At 57.7% G+C, this 13,830-nt stretch carries 13 protein-coding genes; 9 read left to right on the top strand and 4 right to left on the bottom strand.

All coding sequences use genetic code 11. The annotated features are described in order from the left end of the window. Positions 1-6: 6 nt before the first annotated feature. The 8 genes from AC3WOK_RS19050 to AC3WOK_RS19015 all read left to right on the top strand — a co-directional run bounded on the left by AC3WOK_RS19050 (position 7) and on the right by AC3WOK_RS19015 (position 9,479). Positions 7-2,601: a CS1-pili formation C-terminal domain-containing protein gene (locus AC3WOK_RS19050; protein ID WP_492354972.1), complete on the top strand. Its 2,595-nt coding sequence runs from the start codon at positions 7-9 to the stop codon at positions 2,599-2,601. Next, a complete protein-coding gene (locus AC3WOK_RS19045) occupies positions 2,579-4,177 on the top strand; it encodes a fimbrial adhesin EcpD family protein (RefSeq protein ID WP_059310294.1) in 1,599 nt (532 codons plus the stop codon). Before AC3WOK_RS19050 ends, AC3WOK_RS19045 begins: the two co-directional genes overlap by 23 nt. A gap of 3 nt (positions 4,178-4,180) precedes the next feature. Then, complete coding sequence (locus tag AC3WOK_RS19040; RefSeq protein ID WP_235836459.1) at positions 4,181-4,837, top strand: EcpB family pilus assembly chaperone; 657 nt, start codon at positions 4,181-4,183, stop codon at positions 4,835-4,837. A gap of 72 nt (positions 4,838-4,909) precedes the next feature. After that, the gene (locus tag AC3WOK_RS19035) at positions 4,910-5,104 is read left to right on the top strand and encodes a hypothetical protein (RefSeq protein ID WP_013094846.1); all 195 of its coding nucleotides are present in this window, start codon (positions 4,910-4,912) and stop codon (positions 5,102-5,104) included. A gap of 23 nt (positions 5,105-5,127) precedes the next feature. After that, on the top strand, positions 5,128-5,313 hold the full coding sequence (locus AC3WOK_RS19030) for a hypothetical protein (protein WP_001196016.1): 186 nt from the start codon (positions 5,128-5,130) through the stop codon (positions 5,311-5,313). 66 nt (positions 5,314-5,379) lie between these two features. Then, entirely contained in the window at positions 5,380-7,476 is a 2,097-nt protein-coding gene (locus tag AC3WOK_RS19025) for a peptidase domain-containing ABC transporter (RefSeq protein WP_059310295.1), read from the top strand. Continuing rightward, a complete protein-coding gene (locus AC3WOK_RS19020; RefSeq protein WP_492354971.1) occupies positions 7,473-8,222 on the top strand; it encodes a hypothetical protein in 750 nt (249 codons plus the stop codon). Before AC3WOK_RS19025 ends, AC3WOK_RS19020 begins: the two co-directional genes overlap by 4 nt. Before the next feature lie 6 nt (positions 8,223-8,228). Beyond that, positions 8,229-9,479, top strand: a complete 1,251-nt coding sequence (locus tag AC3WOK_RS19015; RefSeq protein WP_063432242.1) for an HlyD family secretion protein — start codon at positions 8,229-8,231, stop codon at positions 9,477-9,479. 172 nt (positions 9,480-9,651) lie between these two features. Here the strand turns inward: AC3WOK_RS19015 and AC3WOK_RS19010 are convergent, their stop codons facing one another. From AC3WOK_RS19010 to AC3WOK_RS18995, 4 genes are all read right to left on the bottom strand, one after another. Beyond that, positions 9,652-10,740 (bottom strand): AAA family ATPase, encoded by a 1,089-nt coding sequence (locus AC3WOK_RS19010; protein WP_492354970.1) that lies wholly within the window; start codon positions 10,738-10,740, stop codon positions 9,652-9,654. 146 nt (positions 10,741-10,886) lie between these two features. After that, the gene (locus AC3WOK_RS19005; RefSeq protein WP_063432240.1) at positions 10,887-11,846 is read right to left on the bottom strand and encodes a YbgA family protein; all 960 of its coding nucleotides are present in this window, start codon (positions 11,844-11,846) and stop codon (positions 10,887-10,889) included. 102 nt (positions 11,847-11,948) lie between these two features. Then, complete coding sequence (gene uraH / locus AC3WOK_RS19000) at positions 11,949-12,362, bottom strand: hydroxyisourate hydrolase (protein WP_492354969.1); 414 nt, start codon at positions 12,360-12,362, stop codon at positions 11,949-11,951. A gap of 99 nt (positions 12,363-12,461) precedes the next feature. Beyond that, positions 12,462-13,187: a MerR family transcriptional regulator gene (locus AC3WOK_RS18995; protein ID WP_063957952.1), complete on the bottom strand. Its 726-nt coding sequence runs from the start codon at positions 13,185-13,187 to the stop codon at positions 12,462-12,464. 117 nt (positions 13,188-13,304) lie between these two features. On the opposite strand from AC3WOK_RS18995, the gene AC3WOK_RS18990 reads away from it, so the two are divergent. Then, positions 13,305-13,829, top strand: a complete 525-nt coding sequence (locus tag AC3WOK_RS18990) for a lipocalin family protein (RefSeq protein WP_059310303.1) — start codon at positions 13,305-13,307, stop codon at positions 13,827-13,829. Position 13,830 lies beyond the last annotated feature (1 nt).

Here is a 13,830-nt window from a genome sequence, read left to right as displayed (position 1 = left end):
GGATGCATGGTGAAAAATAAATTAGTGTTGCCGGTGATGATGGCGTGCACATCCGGCCTCCTGCCCGCGTATGCGCATGCTGCCTCCAGCTCCGTGGTTATCGCTAATTACCGTTTTCCCGACTCGCTCTATGCTCTGCTGGAGCAGGGGATCAAAATCCCTGTTTATTTGGTCAATACCCGCCCGAATGCCGCGCAAAAGGCGAGCGGCGCGCGTGACGTGAGCGAATATGTCCGTATTGGCGACGTGACGATTTACGCGAAAGATCGGCAGCTCGGGCTGCGCGACGTGCAGGTCCAGGAGTCTGATAACGGTATTCGTCTGTCGAAAGAGATGCGGACGTTGCTGCAAAGCATCAGCGGCAAACAGTTCGACGAGCAAATGCGTATTCCGGTGAGCGCCGGGTCGGCGTTTGAGCTGGACCAGAAAAAGATGCGTCTGCTGCTGAATCTCTCCCAGCGCGATTACGGGGTCAACATTCGTCCCCGTGAAGTGGATATTGATGCCCCTGAATCAGACGATCTGAGCGGTACGCTCTCCTATAACCTTGGCGCGTATCATACCGAGAGCGGCTACGGCGACAGCTGGTCGTCCGGCTATCTCAACGCCAAAAGCTGGATCTCGATGGGGGTCGATCACCTGCTGGTCGATGGCTCTGGCTACGTTAACGAAAGCAGCAGCGACACCCAGATGAACGCGGTGATGTGGGAACGTGACTATCAGGGCATGCGCTACGCCGCCGGGATGCTGAACGGCTGGGCGATGCAGTCGCTGGCCAGCGTCAGCGGTATTTCCGGTGGTGAAGTGTACGGCGTGTCGGTGGGCAACCAGGCTAACTCGCGCAAGCGGGACAATACCCTCTCCCTGACGCCGGTGGTGGTCTATTTCCCGACGGCCGGGGAAGCCCGTATTCGCCGCGACGGCCAGCTTATTGGCATTCAGCGCTTTGACGTGGGTAACCACGAAATCGACACCAGCGCGCTGCCCTACGGTATCTACAGCGTGGAAGTGGAAGTGGTCAGCGGCAGCCGCACCGTGTCGCGCAGCATGTACACGGTGAACAAACCCTTCAGCAATAACGTGTCGGAGTCGCTGCGCTGGCAGACGTGGGGCGGTATTTATAGCCGCGACAAATCCGTCGTCAACTACAAGAAGTATGCCAAACGGAAAAACGAGCAGGACAACAGCTACTACTACGATTACGACACTAAGCACAAAGACACCATGTCGCTGGTCGGCACCTCCTTCAGCAAGCGCAGCGGGATGGTCGACTGGAACGCGTCCGGCTACATGATGCGCGAACACGTGGTCAGCGAACTGTGGGCCTCCCTGAACCTGACCGGGTATTTCTCGGTGAACACCCAGACGATGGCCGCCTCGGACGGCACGTACCGCGCCAACTACGGGGCTAACGTCAGCCTGCCGTGGAATATCGGTTCGGTCTGGTACTCCCACGAGCAACTCTCCAGCGGCAAGTTCCTCGATATCTATGAAAACAAAGGCAACACGTGGGGCGCGTCGTTCAGCCTGCCGTCGTTTGGCCTGCCTTCCGCCGGTAACCTGAGCCTGATGCGGCAGGAAGACGACGTATACCGCTATAAACGCTATCAGATTGACTACTCCCAGGGGCTGTACGCCGGTCGTTACGGCACGGCGCGCCTGCGGGTGGGCATGTCGCGCAATAAGTACGAAGGGTACTACGAAGAGAAAGACCGCTACGTGATGCTCGACTTTGCCATCCCGCTGGGTAACACCGTCTCCGTGGGCGTGTCGCATAACCGCGATACCGGCACGGCGCTTAACGTCAGCGCCAGCCGCCAGTTCGAAGGGGATTACCTGAAGTCGGTCACCGCCAACGTCTCAAGAGCCTTCAGCAGCAACCAGGATCGCACGGTGAGCGGCGGCGGCAGCGTCAGCTTCGACACGCCGTGGAACAGCAACATCCTCAGCGTGCAGAGCGGCACCAGCAAGGGCTGGAACTCCACGCTGACCAGCGACGGCAGCGTCGGCTGGTCAAAAGAAGCGATAGCGGCAGGTAAAGGGACCGACAGCGCAGGGGTGATTGTCAGCACCGGACTGAAGTCCGACGAGTCGCTCACGCTGAAGCTGAACGGCCGCACGGAGCGCATTAAGGGCGATAAAACCTGGCTGTCGTTGCCGGCCTATCAGGCCTATGACCTGGAGGTGATGAACAGCGAAACCGGGACCGAAAGCTATGACATCGGCGCGAATGCCCGTCGGCATATCACGGTCTACCCGGGTAACACGGTGGTGATGAAGCCGCAGGTGAAAAAAATCGTCACCCTGTTTGGTCGCCTTGTCGATGCCAGCGGCAACCCGGTGAGCGCCACGCAAATCAAAAACCACGTCGGGCTGACCCGCACGGAAAACGACGGTCGCTTCGTGATTGACGTGGACAAGAATAATCCGGTGCTCAGCATTGCCACGCCGGACGACAGCGTCTGCGAGGTGCGTCTGGATATCGAGTCCAACCGCGGCGCGCTGTGGCTTGGGGACATCTCCTGCGATAAGGGCGATTTCGTCTGGCAGGAAGCAAAAGGAACGCGGGAACGTGAAGATGAAAAAGATATTCGCTCTTAATCTGCTGCTGATTAGCGCAGCTGCGCAGGCGCAGCAGATGCCCTATTTTGCGATCAACAACCCGGACAACAACGGGACGGGCAACACGGCGGCGCTGTTTAGCCTGAACAGCACCTCAACCGCGTTTTTACACGGATCGCGCGAGTGGCCGACCCTGAGCGCCAAAACCAACAACGGGATTGCCAGCTACATTCCGGACAACAGCTTTACCGGCCCTGCGGGCAGCGCGCTGACCATCAACTTCAGCGTTACCGGCTCCAGCGCCTCGCCGTTCTTTAAGGGCACCGCGTGCTCTTCAAGCTGCGGCACCACGGGCTATACCGCGGCGACAAGCTATACCGACACCGCTATGGTGGTAAAACCGCCGATCGTCGAACCCGGCACCTCCTATGGCCGCTGGGTGCTGGGGGATCCGTTCTTTAACTATCTGCTCAATGCGGCTCCCGGCAACGAGGTGACCATTACCTCCACGCCGCAGATCACCTCTATCAATAAGGTGACCACCACCAACACGCTGCACAAGGTGGGGACGTTGACCATGACCAACTCGCGGGCGCTGGATCTGGGGATAGACCCGATCAGCGGCGAGGTCACGATTGTGGATGGTTCCACCGGGGCGACCTGCACCAAATACACCCGCAATACGGTGTCGGGCGTGCTCTGTTCGCTGCTGGAATATACCTTCGTCGGCGAAGATATCACCGGCTATAACCCGGGCCTGGCGCTGACGTCATCCCGCGTAAACGGCGTGCTGCAGTCGCACATGAGCGGCGGAACGGGTCTGGCGGCGGAAATCACCTTCGACGAGAGCAACTGGTACAGCATCTCCGGCGGTATTTTGAGCGATACCCGCGTGCTGGCGAATACCTTCCTCGCCGCGCCGCAAAAAAACGGCGGCAAGGCCAACCTTAAAATCTTTTTACCGAAGGCGCTGATTTTGAGCGTGGCGCAGGCGGGGGATGGCAGCAACATTGGCAATATCGTCAGCCTGTGCCTGACGCCGGGCAACAGTTCGCTGGCGGCGGATTTCTGCTTCCAGCCGGGCGGAGGGCTGGTCATTAACCCTATCCAGCCAGGACTGGCGATTGTGCCGGATAGCCCGGACTACACCCTCGACCCTAACGGCCTTGGTGGCTCCGGAAAAGGAACAATTGGCGAGGCGCCGATTGAGATCCCCTACACCATTACCTACAGCGGCGCGCAGAAAGACGCGGCGATTGCGGTAACGGTGAAGGTCACCGGGCCGACGCAGAGCCTGAACGGCGTGGACTACTGCGCCTTTAGCGGCAACGGCTTCACCGTGCCGATCCCCGGCAACGTGCTGGTGGGCAAAAGCCAAACGCTGAAGGCGCATAACTGCAAGGGCGAAGCGCTGTCCATTCCCGCGCCCGCCACCCATGCGGAAGAGTGGGACAAGATAAGCTCCGGTGTGACGGACATGTGGCTGTGGAAAACGCCGCTGGTGCTGCAGTTTGTGATGAATAACCCGGTATCGAAAACGACCTATGATGGTAATAACTGGTTTGGCGAAGTGACGGCCCAGGGTCGAATTGATGTCAGCGCATCCTGGAATTAAACGATGATGACTGGAAAATTCCTGGCTATTTTCGCAATAAATTGCTTCATTTCTGCAAGCGCAAATGCTTTAATTATTGAAAGTCTAAATATTGATTTTCTACCCGAAAAAGAAGTTGTTTTTCAGCCAATAAAAAACGATACCAGCGTTCGACAGAATTATACTGTTTCGCTTATTCAGGTCGATATTCCTAAAGAGCACGGAAAAGAGACTGAAATAAAAGATGGCGAGGTAATGTTCTCGCCTAAACAGTTAACGCTGGAGAGCGGCGAGCAGGCCGGTTTTAAGTTTTATTACACCGGTCCGCACGACAGCAAAGAGCGCTATTATCGCGTTAAATTCACCGAGACGCCGCTCCAGGCGCGGGTTGTGATGAGCAAAGGCCAACGCATCCAGTCGGATGTGGTGGTTTCGCTTGAGGCTATTTTAATTGTCCGCCCATGGACAAGACATTTTGATTATGCGTTTAGCAACGGGGTGGTGAGTAATACCGGTAATACCTGGTTTAAATATGTCTCCTCACAGGGGTGTAGCTCACAATATAACGATTCAAAATACCTTCCGCCGGGTCAACGGCTGGAAATAGATAATTACGCGCAGCCTGCAAGGCGGATGATTATTTATGGGAATAAAATCATTCCTCTTTCGAGCTGCCCGTAACAACCGCTTTCCTTCATAAAAGGAAATTAACCTTTGGCGCAAGCTGAAGATTTACAACTACAGGAGAATAAAATGAAAGCGATTTCATTCGTAGAAGCGAAAGACATTATCGGTGGTGCATTAAACCCGTTCGCTGGCCTCGTTAAGGGCGCACAGCTGGGTTACGACACCGGTGCAAGCATCATGGGCATGGTAGGCGGTGTGGTTGGCGGAATTCTGGGTGGCGCGATGGGCTTCCTGGGTGCGCTGGTTGGCAGCTACAACTAATTCAGATTAACAGGAAGACAATCATGCAAGTTATCGATTTCAAAAAAGCACAGGCCATCATCGGTGGTTGGGATCCGTTTGCTGCAGCCATTCAGGGCGCGAGCGCGGGCTATAACGCGGGCAGCCAGATGTTAGGCGCGCTGGGCGGCACCATCGGCGGCGTGTTTGGCCTGGTGGGCGGCTTCATCGGCGGCTTCTTCAGCGCATAAGTTATTGACCTATGCACCTATGGCCCGCATTGCCGGGCCATTTTTTTATTTCAGCCACGGATAATTATGTTTTCGCTTTTTCAGTATAAAAAAAAGGGTAAGACACCCGTTATTCGCCAGCATGAATTTACCGAATGTGGGCTGGCCTGCCTGGCGATGGTGCTGGGGCACTACGAACACCATGTCTCCGTCAGCCAGCTGCGCAGGGAGATTTCGGTTTCTGCCGACGCGGGAACCTCGATGGCGGAATTAATGACCCTCGCCAGCGATAAAAATATGACGGGCCGGGTGCTAAAGGGCGAAATCACTGAAATTGAAAGTGCCGAACTGCCGCTCATCGCCTTCTGGCGCGGCAATCACTTCGTGGTTATCGTGAAGGTCGACGGCCGCAGCGTGACGGTCCACGACCCGGCCAGCGGCGTGCGTCGCTACAGCCTCAAGGAGGCGCAAAAACTCTTTTCCGGCTACGTGCTGGAGCTCAAGCCAACGCCGCGCTTCGACAAAAAATCGCCCGACGATACGCTCACGCTGGGCCGGCTAGCCAACAAATCCCCAAGCCTGTTCCAGCGGCAGGTGCTGCTGTTTGTACTCTCGATTTTTACCCTCATCACCATGCTGGCCAGCCCCACCTACGTGCAGCTGATCATGGACGAGGCCATCTCGCGAAACGACAACGATCTGGTGATTTTACTCACCGCGATCTTCGCCATCGTCTTTATTTTTGAAGTCATAGGTAAGTTCCTCAAGCAGATACTTGAGATCCTGATGCGCAACATTGCCTATGACGACCTCAGCCAGTCGGTACGCCGCTATATGCTGCGCACCCAGACCGGCTGGTTCCGCAGCCGCCCGCCTGGCATCGTGCTGGCGATTGAAAAATCACTCCACGCCTGCGCGGAGTTCATCAGCAACGGCTATGTGCAGATCCTCTTTTCCAGCCTGATCGCCTTTACCAGCCTGCTGTTTATGCTGCTGTATAACGTGAAAATCGCCGTGCTGACGATGCTGCTGATGGGGGTGTTTTTCCTGATCCGCTTTTCGCTGATTGGCCCTTACCAGCGCGCGGTGGATGACTCCATTGAGCGCACCGCGAAGTATGAATCGCTGCTGGTGGAGACGCAGAAGGGGATCATCACCCTGAAGGCCAACAACATGGAGCAGGCCCGGGACGCGGTGATGGACAAATCCCAGCGCGAACACATTGCCGGGCTGATGCGCAAAGAACGCCTGCTGGCCCGCTTTGACGTCGCCTCGCTGCTGGTGATCAACGCCGAGCAGCTGCTGGTGGTCTGCTTCGGCGCGTGGCTTATTCTGGAAGGGCAGATGAGCATCGGGATGCTCTACGCCTACATAAGCTACAAACGCTATTTCTCCGATGCGATGGTGCAGGTGGCGCAAAAGCTGCTGGATAAAAATGCGCTGAAGGGGCCGCTGGATCGCGTTGGCGACCTGCTGTTTGCCCCCTCCGAAGCCAGCCAGTTCGGCCGGAAGATTGTGACCTCGCCCGTCAGCCTGGAATTTGAGGATGTCTCTTTTGCCTATCCGGGGCGCGAGGCGACGCTTCAGCACATCAACATGACGCTGAAGCAGGGAGAAGAAGCGGTGATTGTCGGCCAGAGCGGTTCCGGGAAGACCACGCTGCTGCGCCTGATCTCCGGGATGTTGCTCTCCACTTCGGGCAGCTTGCGGATCAACGCGATCCCCATTACCGAATGCGATCTCTCCTCGCTGCGCCAGCATATTCGCATCGTGCACGCGGACGATATTCTCTTTACCGGCTCAATCCTGGATAACCTCTCCTGTTTTGATAGCGCCCCGGACAAAGAGCGGGTGATTGCCGCCTGCCGTCTGGCGGAGATCGACCACGTGGTGGCGCGTCTGCCGCACGGCTATGAAACGGAGCTGCTGCCGGGGAACACCTTTTTCTCCGCCGGTGAGATGCAGCGTCTGGTGCTGGCGCGCGCCCTGTACAGCCAGCCGAAGCTGCTGCTGTGCGATGAAGTCACGGCAAACCTCGATAAAACCACCGCGCAGAAGGTGCTGGCGAACCTGCGTGGTCTGGGAATTGGCCTGGTGTTTGTCACCCACTCGCCGGAGGTGGTCGGCTGCCACGGACGGCTCTACACCATGGAAAACGGCACGCTGCGGGAGAGTGAGCAATGATGTTTCTCCCCCGTCTCTACGCCCGACTTTGCGCCCGTCAGGCCGGACGCACCCTGCTGGCAGGCCGGATAACGCAAAACTACAGCCAGTTTATGCGCTGCCCGGAGGCCGACGTCCCGGCCGATTTTCTGCGACAGAACGCCCGGGAGATGAGCGGCTTTAACTTCGTGGAACAGATCTTCCCGCCCGCGCTGTGGCGGCGCAACGTGCGCTTCGATCTCCATGCCCGCGTGGCGGAATTCACCCGCGAGCAGGATTTCTATTCCCGTCCTCGCACCCTGCTGCTGGGCATGCGCTGGGCCGGGTTTGGCCTTATCGCGGATGCGCTGCTCGCCACCGCGCCAGAAGACGTGCGCTTTCAGTTTGTCACCCGCCAGCCTGCGCTGCACAAGCTGATGGCCGCTCACGAAGGGCGGCGTGCGGGGGCGTTTTTCGCGCCGCATCGGCTGGTGACCGTGCTGCTGATGGATGAACGCCTCCCGGATGCACCGCTGTTCATGACCCAGGCGGGCGACCAGAAGGCGTGGTTAACGGATGTCTCGACGCGTTTTTTAACGCGCTACGGATACGCGGTTCGCACGCTGGTGCCCACCTGTTCGCTGCACGCGGCGGAGTTTGGGTTAGAAAGCCAGATATACGCACCAGCGGACTACCGCCAGGCCGCCACCGCCACGCTGAATACGCTGCGTAAAACCCCCACGCTCTGGAGTGCATGGGACGATCTTTCAGTGATTTATCATGGATGACATGTCGTGAAATTAAAAAACCGAAGCCGACAACGTCGGGCGCTAATCCCGCACCATTTTTCAAAGAGCTATGAGATCAACGTCCCGCGCCTGAAAGGCGTGCTGACGCTGTTTATCTCCTTTTTCCTCTGCCTGCTGGTCTTTTCCATCGTTTTTAATTTTTCGGAGACCACGCTGGCGCGCGGCGTGCTGATCCCGGCCCAGGGCGATGTGGAAGTCCGCGCCAGAGAGTCCGGCACCATCGTTGATTTCGCGGTGCGTCCGGGCCAGTACGTGAAAGAGAATGACCCGCTTTTTACCGTTTCGCAGGACTACGGCGGCAAGCAGGGGTCGGTGGTACAGTTCGACCGCCAGCAGATGGAGGCGGAGAAAAAGCGCAGCGAGCAGCGCATTCAGGCCATTGATGATTCTATTGCGTCCTACCGCAAAAACCTGGCGCAGCAGCTGGATCTTACCGACCGACAGATAGCGGTTTCCCGCGATAAGGTGAAAAAGCTGCGCGCGCTGCTTAAAAACAACACCGACACGTACGAGGCGTGGAAATCGGTATCGGGCAAAGGCTATGTCTCAAAGGTGGATCTCGATAAAAGCCACAACGACGTGCTTAACGCCCAGCTTAATCTGACCCTGGAAGAGAGCACCATCCTTGACCTCGAGGCGCGCAAAACCAGCCTCACCGACAGCACCCAGTCGCAAATCGACTCCCTGAGCGAGGAGCAGCTGTACGTGAAGAACCGGATCAGCGAAATTGACCGCAACCTCTCCAGCCGGGGCAGTTCAACCATGGCGATGCTGGCTCCTGCCGACGGCTACGTGGTGGCGATTAACTTCCCGCCGGGCCGGGCCATTACGCAAAACAGCGAAGTGGTGGTGGTGATCCGTAAAAATACCGCCGCCTCGATGGAGGGATATCTCTATGTGCCTGCCACGGGTGTGGGCCGGGTGGCAAAAGGGGATAAGGTGAAGCTGCGTTTTGACTCCTGGCCGGTGGATAAATATGGCTCGGTAGAGGCAACCCTGTCTGATTTCTATGAGGTGAACATCGATGCCCATTCGGCGCTCATCCCGCTGCAGGAGGGGCAGAACTACTACCTTGCTAAAGTGCGGGTGCCTTCCTGGTTTACCGACCCGGACAAGAAAAAGCGTCTGCTGATGGGCGGTATGACGGTTAACGCCGATATCGTTATCGATCGTAAGCCGCTCATCAACCTGCTTATCGCGCCGCTGGAGCGGGTGCGCAAGCGGTTTATCGATTGACCCGATTTCATCGGTTATCGCCCTTTAACCCACATTGTTAAGCAGGGCAACGGGCTATCCTCCTTATCACACCAACCGGAGGATAGCCCATGAACTGAGGTCAGTCCGGCGGAGTGGCGAAAAACGTTTCGGACTCATTTGTAGGCCGGGTAAGCGCAGCGCCACCCGGCGTTTACCCCAGCCTCTCCACCCTCGTCTCTCCCTCCACCATCGACAGCTGATACAGCGAAAACGATCTCTGTTTCTCAATCAACGTCGCCAGCTCCGGCGAGTGGCTGGTGAGCCAGATCTGCGAGTAGCGGCTGGCCTCGGCGATTAAGCTCGCAAGGGCGGGCAGCATCTGCGGGTGCAGGCTGTTTTCCGGTTCGTTGAGCGCGATAAACGCCGGTGGGCGCGGGCTTAACAGCGCCACCGCCAGGCACAGGAAGCGGAGCGTGCCGTCAGAGAACTCCGCCGGTTCAAGCGGTCTGCTCAGCCCTTCGCGCTGCATCATCATCCGGAAGCGCCCGCCGCTGTTGTCGCTGTAGAACACGCAGCCGGGGAAGGCCTGGTCGAGAATGCGCATCAGCAGCAGTTCGTCGCCAATCTCGACGATAGTCTGGAACGCCGCCGCCAGGTTGGCGCCGTCGCTGGCCAGCACCGGGGAGCGGAAGCCGACCTGCGGGGCGCGCATTGCCGAGCCGGATGAGACGGAAAACTCATGATAAAAGCGCCAGTTCCGCAGGGACTCGCGCATCTGCGACACTTCCGGGTAAAGGTGCGGCTCGCCGAGCTGGCCGAATACCGATTCGTTTTCATAAAGCGTGCCGCTGTGGGTCACTTTCTCGTGATGCACGTTATTCAGAAACACCGCCTGATTCCTGCGCTTCATCAGCTGGGACGACGGGCGTCGGTGCTGGCCGCTCAGCCAGATGGACTCTTCTTTGATCACCGGGTCGAGCTGGAACTGCGAAGGGTAAGGCAGCTTCTCGACAAACCCTACCTGCAGCTCGTATTCGTAGGTCTCTGTTTCAACCGCCAGGTTCATCCGTCGCAGCTGGTCGCTGCGGGTTTTGCCTGCCCAGAACACCTTCAGAATGCCGCCCTCGTTTGCCAGCGCCTGGGAAAACTGCCCCTGTGCGGCGCTGTGCATCAGGTGTATCGCCTTGTAGATATTGGATTTTCCGGTGCCGTTCGGCCCGAAGACGATGTTGAGCTGCTCCAGCTCCAGCGACATATCGCGGATGGAGCGGTAGTTTTGGATGTGCAGGGTGTTGATCACAGGCAGGCCCCTTTTTGCAGAATAAGCCTGTATATAATCACAGCCTTTTAGATGAAATGCAAAAAAGAGACGACAGTGAGGATGTCGTCTAAACGGGGTACTGCTTTGGGCCTCTAAGGGTCAATGGGGCCTTCGCATTTTTGTGATCATTTGACTGCCAGACGCAGACCCAAATCATCAGGATAGGGATCAAAGTAGTTTTGCGTCATCAGATACCGGTCGGGGTGCTCGGCCAGGTAGTGCTTCAGCAGCGTGATCGGGGCGAGGATAGGCAGATGTCCGTTGCGATAGTGCAGGATCACGTCGCGTAGCTCGCCGCGCTGGCGGGTGTTCAGCTGGTTACGGAAATACCCCTGAATATGCATCAGCACGTTGGTGTGATTCTTCCGCGAGGCGGGTTTTTTCAGGATGGTCATCAGCTTTTCCCGGTACGCCACGAAGAAGGCGTCCAGGTCTTCCCACTCGTGCAGCGAGGCAACGAACGGGCCGATTTCACGGTAACCCGCCTGGTGGTGTGCCAGCAGCTGGAGCTTGTAGCGGCTGTGGAAGTCCAGCAGCGCGCGGCGCGTCAGGCCATTTTTACGCAGTATGTTCAGCTCGTGCAGCGCAAAAACGCGCTCGACGAAGTTTTCCCGCAGCACCGGGTCGTGCAGGCGTCCATCCTCCTCCACCGGCAGCCACGGCCAGGTTTCAAGGAGGGCGGCGGTGAACAGCCCGACCCCCTCCTTGCGGCCCCGGTTGCCGTTTTCATCATACAGCCGCACGCGTTCCATGCCGCAGCTTGGGGATTTCGCGCAGACGATAAAACCGGAGAGATCGCCGATTTTCGGCAAAAAGTCTGCCGTAAAGTCCGCCATTTTCTGCGTAACGTCTTCATGAGGTGCATGGCTGAAGCGCATCTGCGTTTCGCCATTCGTCGTCACGATCAGGCGCAGCGCCGGGCGGGGCGTCGGCAGGCCAATGGCCATTTCCGGGCAGACGGGGCGGAAATTCACCCACTGGGCCAGCTCATCCATGACGAAGCCCATACGCTTGTGTCCGCCGTCAAAGCGTACGGCGGAACCGGTCAAACATCCGCTAATACCGAGCACAGGTTTCGTTGTCATGGTGTGGTCCTCCCGTTCATATACTTAAAACTTACACAACATGACTAATTTGTCCAAGTATTCGCGGAATTATTTTTTATATTCCTTTAAAATCAACAGGTATTAACTTCCCTTGTAGGTCGAGTAGCCGTACTGGCTCAGCAGAAGCGGGATGTGCAGCTTCTCATTGGTGCGGGTTACGGTGAACAGCACCGGGACTTCCGGGAAGAAGGAGTCCAGCTTTTTGCCGCGGAAGTACTCTGCGGTTTTGAAGGTCACTCTATACACGCCGGGCTGCATGTCCTGATCCTGCGGATAGAGCGATTTGATGCGTCCGTCATGGTCGGTTTTACCGCTGGCAAGCTGGGTCCATTTATCCTGCTCCTGCTTTTCCAGGGTAACGGTCACGTCCGACGGCGGCATACCGGTTTGCTGGTCGAGAACGTGTACGCTCAGCGTGCCAGCCGGGGCGGCGCTGAAGGCGACAGGGGTAAAGGCCATCGCGGCCAGGATCAGCAGAGGGGTGGTTTTTTTCATGATGTTTTCCTGTGGAGTGAGTGGTCACAGGAAAACGTTAGCATTCGCAGCGCGGGAAAATATTCAACTTTTCGTGACAATTCCCACAGGAGAAAATCGTCAGAGGATAATTACCTCAAGGGAAACCTGCTGCTGCCACTGCTCCACCTGCTTTTTCCGCGCCGCGGTGAGCTTGCCGCTGGTGACCAGAAGCCATTTGCGCTCCGGGAAAATTTCCGGTGCCAGCGCGTCAGGGGGCGAGGGCAGAATGTCGATCCGGTGGCCCTGTCCGGTGCGCGTTAAGGCTTCAAGCCAGATCTCGCACGGGTCGTTCAGGTGCCAGCCGCTGAGCAGAATATTATCGCCCGGCGCTTTTTTATCGCCCTCGAGGCAGAACGAGGCGTAGGCGATGATGATGCCGTCGAGAATTGCGCGCAGGGTCATGGCGGCGGCGACGTTAGCCGAAACCTGGCTGCGCAGCGGGCGCAGCACGTTAGCGACCAGTTCGGGTCTCGGGTACTCGCGTCCGGCGTCGTAAATCATCTGGCGCAGGGACTCGACTTTGCCGTCCTGCAGGCGCTGAAGCATGTTCTGTTGCAGGGTTTGCCAGTTGTTGGTTCTGCCCGGCGTCGGGCGTTCCAGCAGCGGTTTGACCTGGCCGATCGGGACGCCTTTTTTAACCCAGTCGAGGATTTTTAGCGCCTGCTGGACGTCTTCATCGCTGTACTGGCGGTGGCCGCCTTCCGTGCGCTGTGGCTTGAGTAAACCGTAGCGACGCTGCCACGCCCGCAGGGTGGTGGCGGTGATGCCGCTGAGTCTGGCGAATTCGCCGATGGAGTAAGCCATGTCCGTGTCCAGAGTGGAGGAATACTCTCAATATACTACGAATTTTCCCGAACGGGATGAAGCGCCGAAACGGTGCACTACACTTAACATCCAACCGTGCAAATGAAAGGAATTCTCATGAAGCTATGGCCTGTTGTGACCGGTGTTGCCATTGCCCTGACCCTGGTCGCCTGTAAATCCCCTACGCCGCCGAAAGGCGTGCAGCCGATTTCCGGTTTTGACGCCAGCCGCTATCTCGGCAAATGGTATGAGGTCGCCCGCCTGGAAAACCGCTTTGAACGCGGTCTGGAGCAGGTGACTGCCACCTACGGCAAGCGCAGCGACGGCGGCATTAGCGTGCTTAACCGGGGTTACGACCCGGTGAAGAACAAGTGGAACGAGAGCGAGGGGAAAGCGTACTTTACCGGCGAACCGACCACCGCCGCGCTGAAGGTATCGTTCTTCGGCCCGTTCTACGGCGGCTATAACGTGATCAGGCTCGACGATAAGTACCAGTACGCGCTGGTAAGCGGCCCGAACCGCGATTACCTGTGGATCCTGTCGCGCACGCCAACCCTTCCTGAGGCGGTGAAGCAGGATTACCTGAACACCGCGCGCAGTCTGGGCTTCCGGGTTGACCAGCTGGTGTGGGTGAAGCACTAGC

This window comes from Enterobacter sp. FW301-JW81 (assembly GCF_058788735.1).
This window is presented reverse-complemented; position numbering and strand designations above follow the sequence as displayed.

Excerpts from the sequence above, each read along its gene's own strand:
- uraH (WP_492354969.1), bottom strand. The coding sequence starts at position 12,362 with ATGAAAAAAACCACCCCTCTGCTGATCCTGGCCGCGATGGCCTTTACC.
- AC3WOK_RS19020 (WP_492354971.1), top strand. The coding sequence starts at position 7,473 with ATGATGTTTCTCCCCCGTCTCTACGCCCGACTTTGCGCCCGTCAGGCC.
- AC3WOK_RS19030 (WP_001196016.1), top strand. The coding sequence starts at position 5,128 with ATGCAAGTTATCGATTTCAAAAAAGCACAGGCCATCATCGGTGGTTGG.
- AC3WOK_RS19050 (WP_492354972.1), top strand. The coding sequence starts at position 7 with ATGGTGAAAAATAAATTAGTGTTGCCGGTGATGATGGCGTGCACATCC.
- AC3WOK_RS19035 (WP_013094846.1), top strand. The coding sequence starts at position 4,910 with ATGAAAGCGATTTCATTCGTAGAAGCGAAAGACATTATCGGTGGTGCA.
- AC3WOK_RS19045 (WP_059310294.1), top strand. The coding sequence starts at position 2,579 with ATGAAAAAGATATTCGCTCTTAATCTGCTGCTGATTAGCGCAGCTGCG.
- AC3WOK_RS18995 (WP_063957952.1), bottom strand. The coding sequence starts at position 13,187 with ATGGCTTACTCCATCGGCGAATTCGCCAGACTCAGCGGCATCACCGCC.
- AC3WOK_RS19040 (WP_235836459.1), top strand. The coding sequence starts at position 4,181 with ATGATGACTGGAAAATTCCTGGCTATTTTCGCAATAAATTGCTTCATT.
- AC3WOK_RS18990 (WP_059310303.1), top strand. The coding sequence starts at position 13,305 with ATGAAGCTATGGCCTGTTGTGACCGGTGTTGCCATTGCCCTGACCCTG.
- AC3WOK_RS19025 (WP_059310295.1), top strand. The coding sequence starts at position 5,380 with ATGTTTTCGCTTTTTCAGTATAAAAAAAAGGGTAAGACACCCGTTATT.
- AC3WOK_RS19005 (WP_063432240.1), bottom strand. The coding sequence starts at position 11,846 with ATGACAACGAAACCTGTGCTCGGTATTAGCGGATGTTTGACCGGTTCC.